17 protein-coding genes, 2 tRNA genes and 1 pseudogene are annotated in these 22,725 nt (G+C 41.3%); 14 read left to right on the top strand and 6 right to left on the bottom strand.

Features of this window, described 5'->3' with window-relative positions:
* Positions 1 to 3 precede the first annotated feature (3 nt).
* The 12 genes from ACFOJ8_RS11800 (at position 4) to rlmH (ending at position 11,786) form a co-directional block, all read left to right on the top strand.
* Positions 4 to 1,980 (top strand): DHH family phosphoesterase, encoded by a 1,977-nt coding sequence (locus ACFOJ8_RS11800; protein ID WP_380650872.1) that lies wholly within the window; start codon positions 4 to 6, stop codon positions 1,978 to 1,980.
* Positions 1,977 to 2,423: a 50S ribosomal protein L9 gene (gene rplI / locus ACFOJ8_RS11795; RefSeq protein WP_380650871.1), complete on the top strand. Its 447-nt coding sequence runs from the start codon at positions 1,977 to 1,979 to the stop codon at positions 2,421 to 2,423. The genes ACFOJ8_RS11800 and rplI overlap by 4 nt, the downstream gene beginning before the upstream one ends.
* Before the next feature lie 39 nt (positions 2,424 to 2,462).
* On the top strand, positions 2,463 to 3,833 hold the full coding sequence (gene dnaB, locus ACFOJ8_RS11790) for a replicative DNA helicase (RefSeq protein ID WP_380656938.1): 1,371 nt from the start codon (positions 2,463 to 2,465) through the stop codon (positions 3,831 to 3,833).
* Positions 3,834 to 3,945: 112 nt separating this feature from the next.
* A complete protein-coding gene (locus tag ACFOJ8_RS11785; protein ID WP_380650869.1) occupies positions 3,946 to 5,232 on the top strand; it encodes an adenylosuccinate synthase in 1,287 nt (428 codons plus the stop codon).
* A 122-nt stretch (positions 5,233 to 5,354) separates the two neighbouring features.
* Positions 5,355 to 5,426, top strand: a tRNA-Glu gene (locus ACFOJ8_RS11780).
* Positions 5,427 to 5,450: 24 nt separating this feature from the next.
* A tRNA-Asp gene (locus ACFOJ8_RS11775) sits at positions 5,451 to 5,523 on the top strand.
* 133 nt (positions 5,524 to 5,656) lie between these two features.
* Positions 5,657 to 6,358: a response regulator YycF gene (gene yycF / locus ACFOJ8_RS11770; RefSeq protein WP_380650867.1), complete on the top strand. Its 702-nt coding sequence runs from the start codon at positions 5,657 to 5,659 to the stop codon at positions 6,356 to 6,358.
* A gap of 15 nt (positions 6,359 to 6,373) precedes the next feature.
* On the top strand, positions 6,374 to 8,215 hold the full coding sequence (gene walK / locus ACFOJ8_RS11765) for a cell wall metabolism sensor histidine kinase WalK (protein WP_380650865.1): 1,842 nt from the start codon (positions 6,374 to 6,376) through the stop codon (positions 8,213 to 8,215).
* Positions 8,208 to 9,521 (top strand): YycH family regulatory protein, encoded by a 1,314-nt coding sequence (locus tag ACFOJ8_RS11760; protein WP_380650863.1) that lies wholly within the window; start codon positions 8,208 to 8,210, stop codon positions 9,519 to 9,521. Before walK ends, ACFOJ8_RS11760 begins: the two co-directional genes overlap by 8 nt.
* The gene (yycI, locus tag ACFOJ8_RS11755; RefSeq protein WP_380650861.1) at positions 9,521 to 10,297 is read left to right on the top strand and encodes a two-component system regulatory protein YycI; all 777 of its coding nucleotides are present in this window, start codon (positions 9,521 to 9,523) and stop codon (positions 10,295 to 10,297) included. The genes ACFOJ8_RS11760 and yycI overlap by 1 nt, the downstream gene beginning before the upstream one ends.
* A gap of 5 nt (positions 10,298 to 10,302) precedes the next feature.
* The gene (locus ACFOJ8_RS11750; protein WP_380656936.1) at positions 10,303 to 11,091 is read left to right on the top strand and encodes an MBL fold metallo-hydrolase; all 789 of its coding nucleotides are present in this window, start codon (positions 10,303 to 10,305) and stop codon (positions 11,089 to 11,091) included.
* A gap of 215 nt (positions 11,092 to 11,306) precedes the next feature.
* Positions 11,307 to 11,786, top strand: coding sequence for a 23S rRNA (pseudouridine(1915)-N(3))-methyltransferase RlmH (gene rlmH / locus ACFOJ8_RS11745; protein ID WP_380650859.1), 480 nt, complete (start codon positions 11,307 to 11,309; stop codon positions 11,784 to 11,786).
* A gap of 91 nt (positions 11,787 to 11,877) precedes the next feature.
* Here rlmH and ACFOJ8_RS11740 read toward each other — a convergent pair whose 3' ends face one another.
* From ACFOJ8_RS11740 to ACFOJ8_RS11715, 6 genes and pseudogenes are all read right to left on the bottom strand, one after another.
* Positions 11,878 to 12,720 (bottom strand): toll/interleukin-1 receptor domain-containing protein, encoded by an 843-nt coding sequence (locus ACFOJ8_RS11740; protein ID WP_380650857.1) that lies wholly within the window; start codon positions 12,718 to 12,720, stop codon positions 11,878 to 11,880.
* Positions 12,721 to 12,741: 21 nt separating this feature from the next.
* A complete protein-coding gene (locus tag ACFOJ8_RS11735) occupies positions 12,742 to 15,861 on the bottom strand; it encodes a type I restriction endonuclease subunit R (protein ID WP_380650855.1) in 3,120 nt (1,039 codons plus the stop codon).
* A 2-nt stretch (positions 15,862 to 15,863) separates the two neighbouring features.
* Positions 15,864 to 17,105: a restriction endonuclease subunit S gene (locus ACFOJ8_RS11730; protein WP_380650853.1), complete on the bottom strand. Its 1,242-nt coding sequence runs from the start codon at positions 17,103 to 17,105 to the stop codon at positions 15,864 to 15,866.
* On the bottom strand, positions 17,095 to 18,606 hold the full coding sequence (locus ACFOJ8_RS11725; protein WP_380650851.1) for a class I SAM-dependent DNA methyltransferase: 1,512 nt from the start codon (positions 18,604 to 18,606) through the stop codon (positions 17,095 to 17,097). The genes ACFOJ8_RS11730 and ACFOJ8_RS11725 overlap by 11 nt, the downstream gene beginning before the upstream one ends.
* Positions 18,607 to 18,891: 285 nt before the next feature.
* Positions 18,892 to 19,233 carry a hypothetical protein gene (locus tag ACFOJ8_RS11720; RefSeq protein WP_380650849.1) on the bottom strand — a complete coding sequence of 114 codons (342 nt, stop codon included), beginning with the start codon at positions 19,231 to 19,233 and terminating at the stop codon, positions 18,892 to 18,894.
* A gap of 357 nt (positions 19,234 to 19,590) precedes the next feature.
* Positions 19,591 to 20,548, bottom strand: a pseudogene (locus tag ACFOJ8_RS11715) (IS30 family transposase).
* 149 nt (positions 20,549 to 20,697) lie between these two features.
* Here ACFOJ8_RS11715 and ACFOJ8_RS11710 point away from each other — a divergent pair.
* Positions 20,698 to 21,042 (top strand): hypothetical protein, encoded by a 345-nt coding sequence (locus ACFOJ8_RS11710; RefSeq protein WP_380650847.1) that lies wholly within the window; start codon positions 20,698 to 20,700, stop codon positions 21,040 to 21,042.
* Positions 21,043 to 21,497: 455 nt separating this feature from the next.
* On the top strand, positions 21,498 to 22,721 hold the full coding sequence (locus ACFOJ8_RS11705) for a YeeE/YedE family protein (RefSeq protein ID WP_380650845.1): 1,224 nt from the start codon (positions 21,498 to 21,500) through the stop codon (positions 22,719 to 22,721).
* Positions 22,722 to 22,725 lie beyond the last annotated feature (4 nt).

The raw sequence follows: 22,725 nt of genomic DNA, 5'->3' as shown, positions 1-22,725 counted from the left end.
GGAATGTATAACGTGCTGGACAGGAAAATGATATTCATACCTTTTACAATCGCAGCGTTTCATATTCTGGTAATGAATATATTTGTACTGACGAACCACTTCAGGACTGGCCTGCTCTTTCTTATCGTAAGTACGATACTCCTGACACTTCTATTTTTGTATCTCTACCGTTCCTTTATCATCAATGAGAATCGTTTCCGGCAAATGGTTGTAGATATTGCTGGCAGCAAGCAGTATGCCATCGACGAATTACCGATGGGACTTATCATACTGAATGATGATGATGAAATCGAGTGGATGAACGATTATATGTGCAGTGAAATTTCAAGGGAAAAATTGAATACACCAATCAATCGGCTGTTCCCGAACATCATGACAACGCTTAAAGCCAATAACATCCATAGGACAGAATCAACCTACAACGATAAGTACTTTAAAATCTATTGGGACGAAAAACACCAGGCACTGCACCTGATAGATATCACTAGTCAGCGCAACCGTGAGACCGAGCTTGAAGACAAACAGCCTGTCATTGGTATTTTATTCCTCGATAACTACGATGAAGTGACACAGAATATGAGCGAGGCTCTAAAAAGCGAACTCAATAACAGCATCACAAATACAATCAATGAATGGGCGAACCGGCACCATATCTATATCCGTCGCTTCTCCCAGGATCGTTTCATCATCCTGCTCAATTCAAGCAGTCTAAAAGATATAGAGTCGACACGGTTCAATCTGCTAGATGAAGTCCGGGAACGCTCCCAGGAACTCGGTGCTCAGATTACAGTGAGTATCGGTGTGGGGGAAGGATCCGACGATTATATAGAGGTCGGCGAGTTGGCTCAGTCGAGTCTTGACCTAGCTCTCGGGCGTGGTGGCGACCAGGTAGCCATCAAAGCAGTAAACGGGAACGCCAGATTCTATGGCGGAAAGACCGATCCGATGGAAAAACGAACACGTGTCAAAGCGCGAGTTATTTCTCATGCCCTTCGGGACATTCTGCTTGAAGGGGACAATGTACTCATCATGGGTCATAAAAATCCCGATATGGATGCGCTCGGATCTGCAATCGGCGTAGCCAAAATTGCTTCGATGAATGGTATCGAAGCGCATATCATATTAAACGAAGATGACATCGACGAGACACTACAGCGCATGATGAAGGAACTAAAAGCACGGGAAGATCTGATGAAGATGTTCATCACCTCTGAAGAGGCTTGGGAGAAGATGAATCCGAAAACAACTGTTGTTGTCGTGGATACGCATCGACCGAACATGGTACTCGACGAAGTGATCCTGAACAAGGCAGCCCGGAAGGTCATCATCGATCATCATAGACGTTCTGACGACTTTATTTCTAATCCCCTACTCGTTTATATGGAGCCTTACGCTTCCAGTGCAAGCGAGCTTGTTGCAGAATTGCTTGAATACCAGAACAAGGAGCAGAAACTCTCCCGTCTGGAAGCAACCATCATGCTTACAGGCATCATTGTCGATACTAGGAACTATACGCTTCGCACGGGATCGAGAACTTTCGATGCCGCCAGTTTCCTAAGGAGTAATGGTGCAGATCCTGTACTTGCACAGACTTTCCTAAAGGATGACATCGATACGTATATCGCAAGAAGTGATCTAATCAAATCGGCTGAGATCAAGGATAACGGTATTGCTATTGTTAAAGCGGATTCCATGATGACATACCATCCTGTAACAGTGGCACAGGCGGCCGACCAGCTACTGCAGATTGAAGGGGTACAGGCTTCATTTGTCATGGCAGCACGTGAAGATGAGTCAATCGGCATCTCAGCACGATCGTTCGGAGAGATGAACGTCCAGCTCGTAATGGAAGCAATGGGCGGAGGCGGCCATCTCTCCAATGCAGCCACACGAGTGACCGGTAAATCAATGGATGAGCTCTATGATGAGCTCAACCAAGCAATTGAAGAAATATTCGATAACAGGAGTGAAGAGGAATGAAAGTAATTTTTCTGAATGACGTTAAAAACAAAGGTAAAAAAGGTGAAGTGAAAGAAGTTGCTACAGGCTATGCACAAAATTTCCTGCTTAAGAAAGGCCTAGCCGAAGAAGCGACACCAGCGAATCTGAAGAAACTTCAGGCACAGCATGACGCTGAAGAAGCAAAGGCAGAGCAGGCATTGGAAGATGCTAAGGCGATGAAAGCACAACTTGAAGAGAAAGAAGTTGAAATAAAGACGAAGTCCGGTGACGATGGCCGCCTATTCGGTTCCATCAGTTCCAAGCAGGTCGTTGAGGCATACGAGAAGCAGCATGGTATCAAGCTCGATAAAAGAAAGCTTGATATGTCACAGCCGCTTAAGAGCCTTGGCTACCACAAGATGAGTGTTAAGCTGCACCCCGAAGTATTTGCAGAGATCAAGGTGCATGTTATTGAACAGTAGTAAACCAAGGAGGGATTGATTTTGGATATACATCAACAGATGCCGCACAACATGGAAGCGGAGCAGTCTGTCCTTGGTGCCATACTGATCAATCCCGAAATTTTCATTTCTACAGCGGAGACGTTGGAACCAGAAGATTTCTATCGTTCAGAGCACCAGCATGTTTACCGGGCGATGGGTTTTTTAAGTGAAAATCATCAAAGTATCGATGTGGTTACCTTAATTGACCAGTTGAAAAGCATGGAGGTCTTGAGTTCTGTTGGAGGCCCAAGATACCTTGCAGAACTGTCGAACGTCGTACCAACGAGTCGGAACGTTGCTTTCTATGTGGACATCGTAGCGAAGTATGCACTGAAGCGAACGCTGATTAAGACAGCAGAAGAAATCGCAAGTGAAGGTTTCTCAGAAGAGATGGATGTGGAAGATCTTCTTACCGAAGCAGAGTCGAGAATTATGTCTATTTCTGAGAGTCGTCGGAACGAAGGCTTTAAGTCCATGAAATCCGTAGTCCACGAAGTTTACGAACAAGTCGAAGCACGCGCTGGACAGACAGATAGTACAACGGGTATTCCAACAGGATATCGTGATCTTGATTTCATGACCTCCGGATTCAATCGGAACGACTTGATCATACTGGCCGCTCGGCCTTCTATGGGTAAGACCGCATTCGCTCTCAATATCGCTGGTCATGTCGGGACGTCTCGCGAAAAGTATACCGTCGCAATATTCTCTCTCGAAATGGGCGCCGATCAGCTTGTTTCGCGTATGATATCGAGCCAAGGTATGATTGATGCTACTAAACTGAGACAAGGAAATCTCAATCATGATGATTGGGATAACTTCACCACTGCAATTGGTAGTCTTGCGGAATCGAAGATTTTCATAGACGACTCACCAGGTATCCGTGTTAGTGATATCCGTTCCAAATGCATGCGTCTGAAGCAGGAACACGGAATCGATATGGTCATCATCGACTACTTGCAACTGATTCAGGGATCAAGTAACAAAAGAAGTGATAACCGACAGCAGGAAGTATCGGAAATCTCACGTATGCTAAAAGCGCTGGCCCGTGAGATGGAGTGCCCGGTCATCGCCCTCAGTCAGTTATCCAGGAGTGTAGAGACACGACAGGACAAGCGACCGATGATGAGTGACTTACGCGAATCCGGGTCGATCGAGCAAGATGCAGATATCGTAGCTTTTCTCTATCGTGAAGATTATTATGTTCGCGGTGATGGTGAGGACGATGCAGAAGGTGCGCAGCGTGAGCAAGATGAGATAGAAATCATACTTGCTAAACACAGGAACGGTCCAACAGGAACAGTGAAACTGATATTCAATAAGTCCTACAGTAGCTTCTTCGACCAGGATAATCATGGGTATGGCGATGGTTATATCCCACCCAATTAAATTTACGAATGTTTTTATATACATATTATAAAAACGTTCGTATTTTTATTGCCTTTTGCAGCACTTATTGTTAGAATGATTACGGTAATTCAAAGAAAATGGGGGCAAAGACATGTCTGGAACAGTAGTAGTCGGAACACAGTGGGGCGACGAAGGAAAAGGGAAGATTACAGACTTCCTATCAGAAGATGCAGATATCATCGCACGTTTCTCCGGAGGTAACAATGCAGGTCATACAATTCAATTTGGTGGCGAAACCTACAAGCTGCATCTCGTTCCCTCAGGTATATTCTACGACGATAAAATTTCACTGATCGGTAACGGTGTCGTCATCGATCCCATTTCCATCATCAAAGAACTGGATGGACTGATCGAACGTGGTATATCTGTCGACAACCTCAGAATTTCAAACCGTGCACAAGTAATACTCCCCTACCATCTCCTTCAAGATGAGTTGGAAGAGGAAGCACGCGGAGATAATAAAATCGGTACGACTAAAAGAGGCATTGGGCCATGCTATGTCGACAAGGCGCAAAGAATAGGAATCCGTATGGCAGACCTAATCGATGAAGCAACGTTCAGAAAAAGACTCGAAGAAAATCTAAAGCTTAAAAATCATATGTTCACGGCACTGTATGAACGTGAAGGCTTCACCTTTGATGAAATCTTCGAACCTTATCAAAAAGCAGCAGAGCGTCTGGCACCTTATGTGACGGATACGGCTAAAGTACTTGATGATGCTTTCCAGAACAATCAGAAGGTCCTTTTTGAAGGTGCCCAAGGTGTCATGCTGGATATCGATCATGGGACATATCCATTCGTCACTTCCAGTAACCCGGTTGCCGGTAATGTAACTGTCGGCTGTGGCGTTGGACCCACTGCTGTTAGAAATGTTGTCGGCGTATGTAAAGCATATACTTCCCGTGTCGGCGATGGTCCTTTCCCGACTGAACTGTTTGACGAGAGCGCTGAACATATTCGCGAAATCGGACGCGAATATGGAACGACGACAGGCCGTGCGCGACGTGTTGGATGGTTCGATAGTGTCGTTGTGCGTCATGCAAGACGTGTCAGTGGCATCACTGACCTCTCTCTCAATTCCATCGATGTGCTAAGCGGTCTGGATACTGTGAAAATCTGTACGGCCTACGAGATTGATGGCAAAGAAGTGACGGAATATCCAGCTACGCTGCATGCGCTAGATCGTGCTAAGCCGATTTTCAAGACCATGCCCGGCTGGAAAGAGGATATTACTGGCATAAAGCGTCTTGAAGACCTTCCAGATAATGCTAGGAACTACCTTGAGGAAATCGAGCGGCTGACAGGTGTCGGCATCTCTATTTTCTCTGTCGGTCCAGATCGCAATCAAACGAACCTCCTTAAAAATTTCTGGAGCTAGTAGTCAATCCCATGGCAGACGCCGTGGGATTTTTTATTTTAATAAAAAATAAAAGTTTCAGTTGAAAATGAAATTTATATCGTGATATAATAACCTTTGTGTTCAATACCAATTAACATCAAGGCCCGTTGGTCAAGCGGTTAAGACACCGCCCTTTCACGGCGGTAACACGGGTTCGAGTCCCGTACGGGTCACTTTTATATTTTATATAACACCATGGTCCCGTGGTGTAGCGGTTAACATGCCTGCCTGTCACGCAGGAGATCGCGGGTTCGATTCCCGTCGGGACCGTCGTATAGAAGCCATCAGCACATGACGCTGATGGCTTTTTACTATACCCAGATGGAAATAAATATGAAAAAGTGATACATTTATAGTGGATATAACTATGCAAACAGGCACATAACGAAAGTGAGGGAATGAAATGCCTAAGAAGATCGTTGTAGTTGATGATGAAAGACCCATTGCTGATATATTGGAATTCAACCTTGAGAAAGAAGGATATGAAGTGCATTGTGCCTATGATGGCAATGATGCACTGGCACTTATACTTGAGGTCGTGCCAGACATTGTACTGCTTGATATAATGCTGCCGGGCATGGATGGTATGGAAGTGTGTCGCGAAGTGCGTAAAACCCACGATATGCCGATCATCATGCTGACAGCCAAGGATTCTGAAATAGATAAAGTGCTCGGGCTTGAGCTCGGTGCCGATGACTATGTCACCAAACCTTTTTCGACACGTGAACTGATTGCGCGTGTAAAGGCTAATTTAAGAAGAAATGTCGAAACATCGACCAAAGATCAGGAATCTGAAAACAGCAATATTCAGGTCAAGGCCATTACGGTGATACCGGACTCCTATGCCATTAAGAAAAATGACAAAGATATTGAACTCACGCATCGTGAGTTTGAACTGTTCAATTATCTGGCCCAACACCTCTCCCAGGTAATGACCCGGGAACATCTACTAGAAACTGTGTGGGGCTACGACTACTTCGGTGATGTCCGTACTGTCGACGTTACAGTGCGGAGGCTCAGGGAGAAGATAGAAGATGATCCTTCCCGTCCGGAATACCTGATGACAAGAAGAGGTGTCGGGTATTACATCCAAGGTGACGAATAAAGGGGTTAACATTTAATGAAGCAGTTTTTTAAAAACCTGCAATCTCTTCATATCAAGCTCGTAATCATATATGTGCTCCTCATCGTCATCGGTATGCAGATCATCGGTCTGTATTTCACGAATACGCTTGAGAAAGAATTGACTGGTAACTTTCAAGACAACATCGAGACCCAGGTAAGTCTAATAGATACTAGGGTCAAAGAACTCTATACGGAATACGGTGATGATGAGGAACAGTTCAGAGAAGAGGTTCAGAGTCTTCTTTCCGACTATGGAAATAGACCAGAGATCGAAGAGATTAGATATGTAAATTCTGATAATGTGCTTACAGCTACAAGTCGGATATCCAACGAATCGAGTATCGGCTCGAGAATTAATGCTACTTTGACCGAGGAAGCCATCACTACCGGTACCGCAAACGATGAAATATATGTCGATGTAGAACAGGATCACCAGCGTGTATGGCTTTTGAATCAGCCTGTCATCCAGGACAATCAGATTCTTGGGGCCATCTATGCTGCTTCCAACATCGAGACAGTATATCAGCAGCTTGAATCAATCAACAACACTTTCATCATTGCAACTTTGATTTCTTTGATCATCACCAGTATTCTAGGTATCTTCATTGCACGGACCATCACCAAACCGATTACAGATATGAGGAATCAGGCTTTACTCATGTCCGAGGGAGACTATACATCGCGGGTAAAAATCTACAGCAGTGACGAAATCGGTGAACTCGCAGGTTCTTTCAACATCTTGTCAAAACGTGTACAGGAAGCCCAGGCCAATACGGAGAGTGAAAAAAAGCGTCTTGATTCCGTCATCACCCACATGTCGGACGGAATCATTGCTACAGACCGCAGAGGACGTGTTCGAGTAGTCAACGAAATGGCGCTTGATATGCTTGGGATGTCAGGGCATGAATTCCACGGTGAGGATATGCTGGAGATTTTAAAACTCGATACAGATATGACAGTTGAAGATATTCAGGAAATGAATGAAAGCCAGCTGCTGTTTTTGAATAACGGCGAGGAGGAGACGACGATTCGTGTCAATTTCTCTACCATTGTGAAGGATACTGGTTTTATCAATGGATATATTGCTGTACTGCACGATGTCACTGAGCAAGAGCGGGTCGATAATGAGCGTAGAGAGTTTGTTGCCAATGTATCACATGAGCTCAGAACGCCGCTAACTTCCATGAGAAGCTACATTGAAGCATTGCAGGAAGGTGCATGGAAGAATGAGACACTTGCACCGAAGTTCCTTGGTGTAACGCGCGAAGAGACGGATCGTATGATTCGGCTTGTCGAAGATCTGTTACAACTCTCCAGGATGGACAACGAAGCAGAAGAACTCACCAGGGAAATCGTCGATTTCAACATGTTCCTAAACCGTATCATCGATCGCTTCGAAATGACACACAAGGATCAGGTCAATTTTGTGCGCAACATCCCCTCGACCCCGATCTTTACCGAGGTTGCAGTGGATAAGATGGGACAAGTACTTGATAATGTCATCTCCAATGCCATTAAATATTCAAGCAGTACCAATAAGAAGGTTGAGTTTCATGTGAAACAAAACCGCCTGTATAACCGTATGACAGTACAAATTAAGGACAACGGTCTTGGAATTCCAGCAAGCAAAGTCGACCGTATTTTTGAACGTTTCTACCGTGTTGATAAAGGACGTGCACGTAAAATGGGAGGAACAGGTCTTGGACTGGCTATTTCAAAAGAGATCATAGAAGCACATGATGGCAAAATATGGGCTAATAGTGTAGAGAACAAAGGAACAACAATTTTCATAAATCTGCCATGTGAAACACTTGAGGAGGATGATTGGGGTGCATAGGGAGACAATCAAATCAATCATTCTTTTCATTCTCGTTGTCAGCAGTGCCATCCTGACGTATATGGTATGGAGTTATCAGCCTGAATTTTCTCAGATCGATACTTCTATCCAATCGACTTCGAATACCGGACAGGGAGAACCTGTACCATTTGATAGTGTCATGCGCGCCTATCAACTCATCTGGGTGAATGGAGAAGAAGCCAGAGGAACGATAGATGAAGAGGTCGTCGTAGGCGTCCGGGAATATCTTGATGGCACTACCATTGACGACATCAATGTATACAACAATATGAACCGCCTAGATCCTACTACGAAGGCAGATGGCAGTGAGGAGTTTCTGATCGTCGATTATCCATCAGAGATGCCTGCAAAATCATTGTTTCAGGTGCTCGGATTCGAATATGAGGAGACACTACCCGACTACAAGTTCGACCGTATTGTAGTGGATATCGCTTCCCCCCAGGTGACCTTCTTCATGCTAAATGAAGCTTTGGATCGTGTGGCGATAGCCCAGACGGATATGGAGAGTGACTATCTGCTATCCATCGTCAACGACTATGAAGACTCATTTGAAGACTACACAGGCATCATTACTAATCAGCAGACTGCCAATAGCAAGACGGCGATCTATGGACCAGATGCGCCTGGTGAAGTCAGCGTGATGAGTTACCTCTCAGCACAAATCAGCATAGACACAATCAACGATATTCTTTTTATGGATGATGAATTCAGTGTGTCGCAGAATGAAAACGTATATGTGTATGAAGCGGAAAACGGATTGGCAACTTACAATACAGAAACTTACAACTATGTATATACCAACTTGAATGAATCTCTATCCTCAGAGCGCGACCCCCATCGTACCATACAGCGTAGCTTCAACTTCCTCAATTCCCATATCGGATTGGCACCAGAACATATCCTATTTGACTATGAAGAGGAAGGCAACCAGTCAACTTATCGGTATACGATGAATGGCTATGCAGTATTTAGTGATGAAATTGCGATGACTACCACCACAAAATACGGCAGCAATGCACTGTTTGAATATGAGCGGCCTCTACTATACATCAATGCACAAGTACCAAGCGAAGAGACGCAACAACTTGCACGCATAGAAGATGTCAGATATGAAATTGCTTTAAATGATTCGCTTGATCTCCAGAAAGTGTCGAAGATTACCATTGGCTATAACCTGCGTTTTTCAGAAGAGCAGACTGAACTCAATCTAGTCAATTTCACTCCCGAATGGTATGTGAAGTACGATGGAGAGTGGCTGCGCTACAATCAAGGAGGGTTGCAGTAGTGGATTGGAAACTGACTAAGTCCCTCTACATTGTTGTATTTCTACTCATCAACGTGGCACTCTTAGTGATGTACTACAATAAGCAACAAGAAGACGTCAGAGAGATAGAAGACGCCCCAAGTGTGCTGGAATCAACAAACATTGATCTCTCGCGTCTTCCTGAATATAATCCAGAGCAATTGACGATTCTTTCTGGAGAACGTATCGATTTTGAGGAAATTGAAGAGATTGACAAGGATAATGCCGAAGTTACTGATGAGGACTACATCTTGCACGAAAACTTCGCTACTGGGGATAGTGCTCCAGCGATGGAACAGGCATCTTTAGAAGCTCATAAAGACGAGCAGGTTTACAGAGGCGGCGATTACCAGTATGATGATGTAATGAGCAATGAGGACTATATGCTTTTCAACCAGTATTATGGTGACTATCCAATCTTCAACCATGAAGCGGCACGTATACTATATAGAGGTGAAGGTGCCGAGGCAGAGGAATACGAACAGGGCTATATAAGCAATCTACGAGAAAACAGCCAGACTTCCCCGGTCACAGTCAGAAACCCGAGACAAGTTATCTCGGACTTGTATCTCCGTGAAAGAATCTCAGGAGAAGCGGTCATAGAAAATGCCAGACTTGGATATTACATTATCCTCAGCGATGAAGAACAGGTACTTCTGAGACCAAAATGGGAATTTCAAGTCACAGACCAGGACGTCGAAAAGAGCATCTACGTCGATGCCATCAGTGAAACAGAAGATATAATTGAAAGTGAGTGACAGTAATGAAGATGAGCGTGTTAGCCAGCGGTTCCACTGGGAACAGCACGTATATAGAAACTGAAAAAGGCAGCTTGCTCATAGATGTAGGACTTTCCTGTAAAAGAATCGAAGAAGCTCTGAATACGTTAGATAGGTCTTTAAACAATATCGATGCTATCCTCATTACCCATGAGCATAGCGATCATATTAAGGGGCTTAAAGTCATCTCGAAACGCTATGGCATTCCAATCTATGCCAATGAGAAGACATGGCAGAGAATAGAAGCTAAGGATATCGCTGTACATGGCGATCAAAGGTTTCACTTCAACCCTCTGGAAGAGAAGGAACTGCTCGGGATGAACGTCCAGTCTTTCAATGTTTCACACGACGCTATTGATCCTCAGTTCTACACATTCATGAAAGACAACAAGAAAATTTCTGTAATTACAGATACGGGCTATATCTCCGATCAGATGAAAGGCATCATCAAAGACAGCGATGTTTTCGTATTTGAGAGTAATCATGATGTTGATATGCTGAGAATGGGAAGATATCCTTGGGTGACTAAGCAAAGGATACTTTCCGATGTTGGCCACGTCTCCAACGAAGATGCTGCCCATGCCATGCGTGACGTTATAACAGATCGAACTAAACGTATATACTTGAGCCATTTGAGTCTAGACAACAATATAAAAGAGCTGGCTAAAATGAGCGTTGAGCAAGTACTGAACCAGTACGATATCGATACGGACAATCATATAATGATTAGCGATACAGATAAGGCTGTGCCAACCACGATATATCAAATATAAAGTTATGCACAGAAATGTGTGAAAACTATGTGGATAAATAGTCATAAATGTGGGTAAAGTATAAAAATGTGGATAACTTAACAGTCAGTATAGCTTTACTGGCTGTTTTTCTTATATTTATGTGCTTTTTATGATTAACTAAATATAATATACATAATAGATGAGTAATTATCCGTGGATATGTGGAATAACTGTGGATAAACGGGAGGAAATGTATGAAAATCACTCTAATAACTGTGGGTAAGTTGAAAGAAAAGTATTGGCAGCAGGCTGTGGAAGAATATCAGAAACGATTGAGCGCCTATGTAAAAATGGAATTTATTGAAGTTTCGGACGAAAAAGAACCAAACAATGCGAGTGAGAAAGATATAGAACACATCAAAGATAAAGAAGCAGAGAAAATATTATCTAGAATCAAGAACAATCAGCATGTAGTCACACTTGAAATACATGGGAAAAATTATACAAGCGAGCAATTAGCTGACCAGTACCAACAATGGATGAATACAGGCAGGAGCGATGTAGTATTCATCATCGGTGGAAGTAATGGAATTGGCCAGAAGGTTAAGCAGCGTTCCGACCAAGAAATCAGTTTCGGTACACTCACCTACCCTCACCAAATGATGAAAGTAATGCTTATGGAACAAATTTATAGAGCTAACAAGATTATAAAGAATGAAGCGTATCATCGTTGATGAGGTTTTTGTAAAATTATTATCGATTATTAGGGGCTGGGAACGACTTAAAAGACTTAATATAGAAAATTGATACTAAGTCTTTTTGTTTTCAATTCTGTGATTCATTCACAACCTCATATATACTATCAGCAATTTCTTGGATAGTAGCTTGAGAAGTATTTAATGCAAATAAATCTACAAGGTACGGATTGTATTCATACACATCTTCAGCATTTACTTTATGCCAAATTGGTAAAATTTTAACTTGATCATCTTTCATAACTCTATTTAAAAACCCTTTAAACTCGTATTCAGACCATTTACTTTTCATAAAGTCGTCTGAAATAAATAATACAACAAATCTCGAATTACGTATTCCTTGGTTCATCATGTCTGTTTGACTGTCCCCTATTTTAAATACTTTACTATCTTCAAAGACAATTAGTCCTTTCTTGGTCAAAATATCTGATAGCTTTGAAACGTAATCTATTTTGTCTTTATGTGAATGTGATAGAAACACATCATATTCAACATTTTCTTTCTTTTTTACAGTACCTTTTACTTCATTAGCCAATTTTAAAAGCTCGTCATGAGTATGCTGACTCTCTTTATAATAATTCTGGTTGTTAATATTACTATTCGTTATTGTAGCTGTCATTGCTCTTTGTTGTCTGAGATTTTCTTGATTTACCTTGTTTTGATATTTTTCGATAGTTTCTTTGTTTTTGCTAATCTCATGGTAGAGATTTGCTATTTCAGAATCATATTTTAGAATTGATTTTCTCAGTCTATCAATAGCAGTTAAATCTGTGTTTGTAAGATTCTTCTTTTTAGTTTTGCTTTCAAGTCTTTTATGTTCTCGTGCTCTACTTCTTTCTTTATCTTTTACTTTCTTAGTTAAAGAAGTTTCCTTGCTAATTGCCCTTTTTAGATTTGATTCATTGATAGCCATTCAAGTACTCCCCTTTGTTATTTATATACCACTTGCCATTAATTCAGCCTGTTCAACTACCTGTTCAACTGCCATCTTTTGAAGATCAGGTGGGTAACCATATTTTTTCAAAAGTCGTCTCACTGTGACTCTCATTTTGGCTTGTGTACTGCCTCTTTTATGCCAATCCACACTCATATTCTCTTTTATGGCTTTTGTAAGCTCATGTGCAATCGCTCTCAGTTTTTCGTCTCCCATGACCTCTTTCGCAGTCTCATGATTAGCTAAAGCATCATAGAAGGCAATTTCGTCTGCACTCAGCCCGAGTTCTTCTCCCTCTTTTTGTGCCCGGTCAATATCTTTCGCCAATTCGATGAGTTCTTCCAATACTTTGGATGATTCTATGGATCGCTTATTATATTGATTGACAGCGTTATCCAGCATTTCAGAGAACTTTTTGGATTTAGTGGCATTTGTTCTCATCAAGGATTTGACCTTACCTTTTAATAATCGTTCGAGTAGCAGAATGGCCACATTCTTTTGTGGTAAGACTTTCACATCTTCGAGGAATTGATCCGATAGTATTGATATATCCGGCTTTTCCAACCCTAAGGAGTCATATATATCTATGATCTCGTCCGGCACAACAGATTTGGATACCAGTTGATTGATTTCTGCATCAATCTCTGCCGGTGTTTTTCTCTCTTTACCATCACCTGTAGGTGGTGTCATGATCTTCACTAAACCTGCTTTAACGGCTTTTAAGAATCCAATCTCTTGGTTGAGTTCCTGAGCATTTGGCTCAGTTGCACATAACGCAAAAGCTTTAGTAAGCTCTGTGACCGTATTGATGAAAAGTTTCTTGTCTTTCTCGCTGAGTCCCAAAATATAGTTCATCGTATCATTGATGGCTTTGAATCTTACACTCTGACTATCGGATTCAAATCCTGAATAGTCATGCTGATACAACATATCTTGGATCACTTCGAACTTAGCCAACATCACTTCTACTGCTTTTTCAGTATCAATACCGGTTTGCTCACGGTCGTCTGCTGTATATTCCTTGAGTGCTTCTTTTAGACTATCTGCAATGCCGATATAATCGACGATTAACCCACCCGGCTTGTCTTTAAAGACGCGGTTGACTCGGGCAATCGCCTGCATCAAGTTATGCCCTTTCATCGGCTTATCGACATACATGGTATGGAGTGAAGGCACGTCAAATCCGGTCAGCCACATGTCTCTCACGATGACCAGTTTTAGTTCATCCGTTTCATCTTTCATCCGATTTTCCAATAGTTCCCGACGGGATTTTGGACCGATGTGTCTTTGGAAGTGCTCCGGATCACTGGATTGACCAGTCATTACAACCTTGATTGCGCCTTTGTGATCATCATCAGAATGCCATTCCGGTCTTAACTTTACAATTTCCTCGTACAGATTCACAGCAATCCGGCGGCTCATTGCCACAATCATGCCCTTACCTTGTATAGCACCCTGCCTTTTATCAAAGTGCTCGATAATATCTTTTGCGAGTATCTCAAGGCGTCGCTGCGCACCAGCCAAAGCTTCCACACGTGACCACTTAGATTTGAGTCGGCTTTTAATATCATCCTCTTGGCCTTCAGTAATATCTTCGTAACTATCATCTATGCTCAAATCATCCGGCAAGTTCAGCGGAATGATTCTGCTCTCATAATAGATTTTCACAGTTGAGCCGTCTTCCACCGACTGGGTCATATCGTATACATCGATATAGTTACCAAAGACTTGCACAGTGTTTTTATCTGTTGAAGCCACAGGGGTGCCTGTGAAACCAACGAAAGATGCATTTGGTAAAGCATCTCTCAAATATTTTGCATAGCCATACTTGACCTCTTCACCTGTTCCATCAAACTTGGCACTAAAGCCATATTGGGTTCTATGTGCTTCATCTGCCATAACGATGACATTACGTCGATCAGTGAGCACGGGCATTGTCACTTCACCCTCTTCAGGTGAAAACTTCTGCATGGTTGTAAAGATAATGCCACCAGATTCTACAGATAAGAGATTGACAAGTTCTTTACGTGAGTCTGCTTGACTTGGCCTTTGTCTTAACAATCCACCACTCGCATATGCAGAACTGGACGAAAAGGTGCCGAATAACTGGTTGTCGAGGTCATTGCGATCAGTCAGAACGACAAGCGTCGGGTTGTTCATTGTTTTGATTAACTTGCCACTGAAGAAGACCATGGTGAGACTTTTACCGGACCCTTGCGTATGCCATATCACACCGCCCCGGCCATCTCCACCATCTGCCGAGGCTTCTAAAGTTCGCTCCACTGCTTTATTGACGGCATAGTATTGATGATAAGCGGCAACAATTTTTACCGCTTTGCCATCACTGGCCTTTTGAAACAGGATGAAATGTTTAATCAAATCAAGTATCGTTTCTTTATTCAGCATGCCGTAGATCAGTACCTCTAAGCTCGCGATTTCTGTGGTTGCTTCCACTTTACCGTCTTTAGAACGCCAATGTATGAAGCGATCATAATTGGCTGTCAGTGACCCGACTAGTGTATTAAATCCATCCGAAGTCACTAAAAATGCATTATGATTAAATAATTGCGGCACAGTGTTCTTATAGGTTTGAAGCTGGTTATAGCCCTCATGTACACCGACTGATTCATTTGTCGCATTTTTAAGCTCCATGACAACAATCGGTAAGCCGTTAATGAACAGTACAATGTCAGGTATTTTTTTATATGACCCTTTATCGACTTCCAGTTGGTTCACAGCCAGGAAATCATTATTTTCCGGTACTTCAAAATCAATGACTTTGACCAGTGCATTGAACCGCTTACCCTCGTCGTTATGGTATTCCACCTCAATCCCATTTGTCATATACTCATGAAAAATAAGGTTATTTTCAATTAAGCTGGGGGATTGTTCAATAGATATCTTGTGAATGGCTTGTTGAATGACATTGGTATTCAGTTCTGGATTGTTTTTACGTAAAGCGGTCTCTAAACGATGATCGAGAATGACATCATTGAAACTATCCCTCTCAGCGTATAGGCCAGAATGACTGATTTCATTACCGGTTTTCACTTCATATCCAATTTGTGTGAACCATTCCATTGATAGATGTTCTAAATCATCTTCTGTAAAGAAAGCCATTGTTACACCTCCAGTGCTTCAGGTAATTCAAGTTCTCCAGACATAAGTTTTGGTAACAAGATGTCTCTCATTTCATTTAAGTGAGCGTTCTCGTCTCTTAAAGAAATTATTTTGTTCATTAGAGGATTTACGCGTTGACCATATAATTTAACTATTTTCTCATTTAGAGCTAATTGAAAAGATACAGCTATATGCGGTTTTACTCTTTGCCTACTATTTGTAGAACCTGTAGCATTAGAAAGGAGAAAATTTTTAAATATATTTGTATTTAATAAGTTATAAATTAAAGATCTAACACTATCATCCTTACTTTCCAGCACAACAAACTCTGTAGAGGCAACATTAGTAAGGTCTTTACGAGCATTTGGTAACCATACCCTCATTGTTCTTGGATTCATTTTAGAAAATAAAACTGTATCTTGATTAATAAGCCATTTATTACTTTTTATATCTTTAGAGTACTCCGTTACAGGCATTTGATTTGTATCGAATGCAGGCAAACTGAAATGGGCTACTATTTGATCTTCTTCTTTTTGAGGGTTAAAGCTTTTCTTCTTATGAGTAGCTATCTCTTCTAATTTTTTAATCTCCCAATGTTTAGGTATATCGCCGATCTCAGTTTTAATAAATTCTCCGCCACTCGATTTATAAGGATTTCCGTTTTTATCTGGAAATTCAAAGTCCATAAACCAGCGTTTAAAAAGTATTTGTGAGAGTTCCTCGAGGTTTGCTATTATCTTAGAGTTAAGTTTTATCTTTTCATCTAAGTTTTTAAGTGTCCTCCCTATAGCTTGTTGAACGCTAAGTGGAGGAAGAACTATCTCAGTATTTAGTAGTGCTTCTTTTTGTGCCCTTTGTCTTCCTGAAGTCCCTGTCATGGATTTTATTAGTATATTTCTGATGTTTGGAGTTCGCATTAGATAGTATAAATATTGTGGGTCTGTAAGATTTTTTATACTTCTTATTACGAAAAATTCTGTAGATCCAAATGCAATTTCGTTTTCTTCAAGTATATCTACAAAAGCTGTTTTACCATTCTCTAAGCATGGAGTAATTCTTGCTACTAAAGTATCTCCATTTTTAAATTTAGCTCCGCCTTTAAATTTCTCAACCTCAAAACTTTCAATAAACTTTTGATTTTCTTTAACATCTGCCATTGCTACTTTTTTTGCTTCTGTGCCCTTCTTAAGTGGCGTTGCGGGATTAAGCTCTAATATATCTCCTAATTTAGTATTAAACTCCATAACCTAACCCCTCCAGTGACTTACGGATCTGGTCTTCGAGTTCTTTCGATTTCGCAAATTGTTCACTTAAATCTGCAGTGATACGCTCCATTTTCTGCTCGAATGGTTCATCATCTTGTTCCACTGCACTGAGCCCAACATATCTCCCAGGTGTGAGAATATATTCATTTTCTTTTACTTCTTCTGTACTCACAGCCTTACAGAACCCTTGTTCATCTTGATACTCTGTATCGACTGTACCTCTCCATGACCTGAAAGTATCAGCAATTTTTAGAATATCATCATCAGATAATTCTTTAAGTGTACGGTTCACCATGTGACCCAGATTGCGGCCATCGATGAATAGGATCTCATTGTTTCTTGCTCTTTTGCCATTCTTCTCTTTATTTTTGGTTACAAACCATAAACATACCGGAATTTGTGTTGAATAGAATAGCTGACCGGGTAAGGTCACAATACATTCTACTAGATCTTCTTCGATGAGATTCTTACGAATTTCAAGCTGATCTTTATTACTTGTAGACATTGAACCGTTCGCTAAGACGAAGCCCGCTGTCCCACTCGTTGCAAGTTTAGAAATTATATGCTGAATCCAAGCGTAGTTGGCATTTCCTGCTGGTGGAATACCGTACTTCCAACGGTAATCATCCAGTATACGTTCCTGTCCCCACTCATTGGAGTTAAATGGTGGGTTGGCTAATATGAAATCGGCTTTCAGCCCCTTATGCTGATCATTATGGAAAGTATCTGCATGTTGCTCTCCGAGGTCATTATCGATGCCTCTTATAGCAAGGTTCATCTTCGCCAACTTCCAAGTCGTGAGGTTATACTCTTGGCCATATATGGCAATGTCTCCAATGTTACCTTGATGTTCTTCTACAAATCGTTCACTCTGAACGAACATACCCCCTGAACCACAGCAAGGGTCATAAATTCGCCCTTCATACGGTTCAATCATCTCAACAAGTAGCTTAACGATAGATGACGGGGTATAGAACTCTCCAGCATTTTTACCTTCAGCACTTGCAAATTTCGCGATAAAGTACTCATATACACGGCCCAATACATCTTGTCTCCTGCTCTCCTTGTCGCCCACTTTGAAAGTAAAGATGTCGATGATACCGCCAAGCTTAGCCTTATCCAATCCTGGTCGGGCATAATCTTTAGGCAGAACACCTTTCAAAGATTCGTTTTCTTTTTCAATCGCCAGCATAGCTTTATCGATAATCTGACCAATTTCCGGTTTCTTTGAATTTTCGTTTATGTAAGTCCAACGGGCTTCTTTCGGTACCCAGAATATATTTTCCGCTGTGTACTCATCTTTATCCTCTTGATCGGCATATTCATCCTGTCCAAGTTCCTCATACTTTTCTTCAAATGCATCAGAGACATACTTTAAGAATATCAGCCCGAGTACTACACTTTTATATTCTGAGGCGTCCATACTGCCTCTTAATTTATCAGCAGATTGCCATAACTTTTCTTCAAATCCAATAGCCATATAATTCCTCTCCTTCTTTGTATTTTCAAATAATACTTATTACTGTTCATTTTAATATAGTAAGAGATTAACTGAAAGGTACATTGTCTATACCATCATAAATATCGTTGTTTGCCCGAATGTAGGGCATTTGATTATCTGTATAAAAATAATGGATATTTTTCTTTTAGATAATATTCAATAGTATGGTATAGCATGCAAAAAAAATAGAGCTATAATAATAGAAGCTATAGCTCATAGGTAAAGTTGTTTAGATGAAGTTTATTATTATATAACTGAGTGAAGCTAATCCCAATCATAAACCTCACTTGCTCTTTTCATCTCTGCTACCTTTTCTTTATTGGTATCTGAGTATGAAGGACCAATTCCATGTCGGTGAACATTGTCATAAGCCCATATGGAAGAAATGAAGATAACGATGGTGGAAACAATTAGAATTGCCTTATTTTCACCATGATGAAATCCGGGAAGTATTGATTTTAAATAATCTATTACTCCTTGTTTCCCTCCTTTTTCTTCAAAGTAGTCTTGCCCCTTTTTATAAGCCTCTTGTGCTTTTTCATCATACTTATTTTTTTTAATATAATCGTTGGCTCTATCTTTATAATCATCGAATTTGCTTTTCATTGAAGGATTCCTCCTATAGATCAGAATATCTTTCATTTTGTTTTTCTTCATTTCTTTTTTCTTGCTTCATTTTGTTAAAGCGAGGCCTAAAGAATACATAATATAGAATAAGGTATAGAACTAACGAATAAAAAAATATCTTAAAGATGCCATACCCCCATGTGCTTTCGGCCGCTCCGTACCATGCTACAATAAACACTGAAATGACATTGTTAGGTATAATAGCAAGTAGTCAATTAGGCGTAACTTCATATTTATCCCCCCTTTCACTAATAGTTTATTTGTCTATGTAATATACTTAGCTGTAAAATTTCATAAATAAATACATAATATAAGTATATTACAATTTTTCGTTTGTCAAAATAAGCTAGACAGTTGCTGATCATCCACGTAACTCAAAAAGACTTCCAATGGTGTTCGATCGTTTAACGATTTTCTTGGGATGTGGTTTCTTCTTGCAGCGACGGATGAGACAAATATCTGATCGACCGTGTTGAAATCCATGCCTTTAGGCAGTCCATCCTTTCTGAGCAGTCCGTTGGAATGTTCATTCAATCCCCGTTGGGAGGGTGTTCCCGGGTCGGCAAAGTAGATGGACAGATCGTTCTGATTGCGCATCGATTGCCAGTTGGAGAATTCCTTACCACAGTCGAAAGTGATTGATTTGAATAGGTTTCTCGGCATCCTTTGACACCATGTATTAATGGCACGCTCAATATCCTGCGCTGTTCTGCTTTTGGGTTTTAGGGTGATGATGGCTTTTGAGAGGCGTTCGACCAGCGTGATGACGGCACTCTTGTGACGGACACCAACGATGGTGTCGCCTTCCAGGTGGCCGAATTCATCATTGAACGCCGGGTAGTCATCTATTCTTTCGGAAATGTTGCGCCTGAACGCTTGACGCCCCCGGCGTTCCTGATGGCCGTTCGGTTTTCGCTTGCCCTGCATCGGCAGTGTGGCCGCATCAAAAGCTTCTCGTTTGAACATCCGATATAGTGTACGGCCTGAAGAGTCAATCGGCATTTCCTCGACCGGCGATGACATCCGGCGTCCAGCTCTGCGCCACCTGCTTTTCAATATACGCCTGCTGGTCGGTCGGCAGGACCATCCGTTTTCTACCACAGCGTTTTTTGTTTTCCTGATAGCGCTGATAGTAATCCAGCGCGGTGTGCCCGTCCCTGAGATATGCGATGACATTATGAACTGTCTGACGGGCACGCCCAATCCGTTTCGCAATATGAGAAATTGGTGTGTCGTGATGGAAATAGGCTTCTATGATTACCAGTTCGTCCGTGGTAAGATGGGTGTAGGTCATGCGTGATCACTCCTATGATTTTCTTTGGTCGGAAAACTCATTTTGAGTGTATCACGTGTGACCCTTTTTAGGTGTCTAGCTTAATTTTACAATCGGCGATATAAAACAAATTACAGCATTTAGTAAAATATATTATAGGGAGTGGTTAGATGTTAAATAAAGATGTAACGCAGATTTATGAACGATTAGTAAATATGAGTGATGGGGAAGCAGCAGAATTTAAAGAGTATTTAGTAGAGTTGAAAAGATTAGGAGTTTTAGTTGATTTCCATGAAAGTGCCAGTGGTTCCATCAAGTATGCAATAGACAATGGGGTAAATTCTTTGTCTAATAAGCAACTTGAAGTAATTTCACGAGGATTGAATAATTACTATATTCATGAATGTGAATTATGTGCTGAAAGAATTGAGTGGAATGAAATGAGTATAGCTATTGATACTAATAAATGTAGTAGATGTAATTACATGATAGAAAAAGAAGATATAGATATTTAATAAGCTGAGTTGATAGTTTTGTTTATGTAACTTTATTATATACCCCAAGGGGGTAACCTCATAGTCGAACGCATAGCAGAGAGTTACCACAAGTAATTTCGTCACAGAGTGGTGGAATAACAAAAAAATCGACAAATAGTACTACTGGGTGCTGTCCGCCACCTACAAGTATAAGACTTATCGCTTTGAACCTTTGAGAATTTTGTAATATGTTTCAAACTACACGACTCATAGGTCGAATCCACTTAGCCACTATCCGTCCTTCATACATATACTATCTCGTTACCCATTCCGTGCGCGACTCTATCGAACTCATCACGAGACCCTCAGAAGCTTTCTTATAAAATTTTTATAAAAGCTTAACAGTAGCATTGGGTAATTACATAAACTTCTCATTATGTTAGAATGAGCACCACTACTAGGAAGATAAATTCAGTTAAAGTAAAGGGGTCTTTATGACACAAAAGAAAGTTCATTCGTCCAAAACAAACAAATCAGAGCCAACATTAAAAGATTCTCAAAACGTACTGACCATTTTAGGGATTTTGGTTATTCTTCTCATCTCTTATTTTGCCTATCAAGCTTCTGGTCTTGAATTCGTACTTTTGCTTTGGGTGGGCGTTCTCATTGGATTTTCTTTATTTCATGCTCGCTTTGCTTTTGCTTCTGTTTACCGTCAAATAGTCGAGACTGGAAATACAGAGATGCTGCGGGCGCATATGTTTATGTTAGGAATCGCAACTACGTTATTTGCTCCTATTCTAATGTTTGATATCAGTGCATTCTCAAATATTACTGAAGGAGCGCTCTCACCTATAAGCATTGGGCTAGTAATCGGTGCTTTCCTGTTTGGTTTTGGGATGGAGATGGGCAGCGGGCTCGCGCCTGCATCTTTTTACACGGCAGAAGGTGGTCGAACAGCTTTGCTTTGTACTGTGTTTGGTTTTCTGACAGGTGCTGTAATTGGCGCTTATCATTTCGGCTTTTGGAATGAGACACTTCCTTCCGTTTCCGAATTTTCTTTAGCTACCGATACTGGTCTTGGCTATTTCGGTGCTTGGGGAATACAAGCTGCAATTTTCGCTCTAATTGTTATCCTTTCTTATATATATAAGAAAAGAAAAAGACCACCCTTACTACCTGCCCTCCCGACCGCTGTCGGGTGGAAGAAAATTGTTTTCGGTTCCTGGCCGCTTTGGGTGGGTGCACTAGTGCTCGCCGTCCTCAATGCCACTGTTTTTGTAATTCAGGGAGAACCTTGGAAACTTACGGCTGCCTTTACCTTGTGGGGATCCAAACTACTAATGAACCTTGGTATGGATGTGTCACAATGGCAGTATTGGATCGCAGAGGAAAGAATCGTCGCTCTAATGGAACCTCTCATGATGGATTCAGTAAGCGTACTCAACTTGGGTGTTATCCTTGGGACATTTATTTCCTTAACCCTTGGTGGAATGATTCGATTTTCCAAAATTCATTTCCATCTCGCTATTCTAGCACTTGCAGGAGGCTTCCTTATGGGATATGGAGCGACTATATCTTTTGGAGCAAACATCGGTGCTTATTTCAGCGGGATTGCTTCTTTTAGTCTTCATGCCTGGATCTGGGCATTGATGGCGATTCTAGGCGTGAGTGCAGCCTACACAGTTGGAAAGAAATTTAATCTTGTACAGAGATAATAAA

The sequence above is a fragment of the Salinicoccus sesuvii genome (genome assembly GCF_042648145.1).
Classification (GTDB): domain Bacteria; phylum Bacillota; class Bacilli; order Staphylococcales; family Salinicoccaceae; genus Salinicoccus; species Salinicoccus sesuvii.
This window is presented reverse-complemented; position numbering and strand designations above follow the sequence as displayed.

Bases quoted from the DNA above. Each gene is read 5' to 3' on its own strand.
- ACFOJ8_RS11750 (WP_380656936.1), top strand. From the start codon at position 10,303: ATGAAGATGAGCGTGTTAGCCAGCGGTTCCACTGGGAACAGCACGTAT.
- ACFOJ8_RS11730 (WP_380650853.1), bottom strand. From the start codon at position 17,105: ATGGAGTTTAATACTAAATTAGGAGATATATTAGAGCTTAATCCCGCA.
- dnaB (WP_380656938.1), top strand. From the start codon at position 2,463: ATGCCGCACAACATGGAAGCGGAGCAGTCTGTCCTTGGTGCCATACTG.
- ACFOJ8_RS11720 (WP_380650849.1), bottom strand. From the start codon at position 19,233: ATGAAAAGCAAATTCGATGATTATAAAGATAGAGCCAACGATTATATT.
- ACFOJ8_RS11725 (WP_380650851.1), bottom strand. From the start codon at position 18,606: ATGGCTATTGGATTTGAAGAAAAGTTATGGCAATCTGCTGATAAATTA.
- rplI (WP_380650871.1), top strand. From the start codon at position 1,977: ATGAAAGTAATTTTTCTGAATGACGTTAAAAACAAAGGTAAAAAAGGT.
- ACFOJ8_RS11800 (WP_380650872.1), top strand. From the start codon at position 4: ATGTATAACGTGCTGGACAGGAAAATGATATTCATACCTTTTACAATC.
- rlmH (WP_380650859.1), top strand. From the start codon at position 11,307: ATGAAAATCACTCTAATAACTGTGGGTAAGTTGAAAGAAAAGTATTGG.
- walK (WP_380650865.1), top strand. From the start codon at position 6,374: ATGAAGCAGTTTTTTAAAAACCTGCAATCTCTTCATATCAAGCTCGTA.
- ACFOJ8_RS11705 (WP_380650845.1), top strand. From the start codon at position 21,498: ATGACACAAAAGAAAGTTCATTCGTCCAAAACAAACAAATCAGAGCCA.
- yycF (WP_380650867.1), top strand. From the start codon at position 5,657: ATGCCTAAGAAGATCGTTGTAGTTGATGATGAAAGACCCATTGCTGAT.
- ACFOJ8_RS11740 (WP_380650857.1), bottom strand. From the start codon at position 12,720: ATGGCTATCAATGAATCAAATCTAAAAAGGGCAATTAGCAAGGAAACT.
- ACFOJ8_RS11710 (WP_380650847.1), top strand. From the start codon at position 20,698: ATGTTAAATAAAGATGTAACGCAGATTTATGAACGATTAGTAAATATG.
- ACFOJ8_RS11785 (WP_380650869.1), top strand. From the start codon at position 3,946: ATGTCTGGAACAGTAGTAGTCGGAACACAGTGGGGCGACGAAGGAAAA.
- ACFOJ8_RS11735 (WP_380650855.1), bottom strand. From the start codon at position 15,861: ATGGCTTTCTTTACAGAAGATGATTTAGAACATCTATCAATGGAATGG.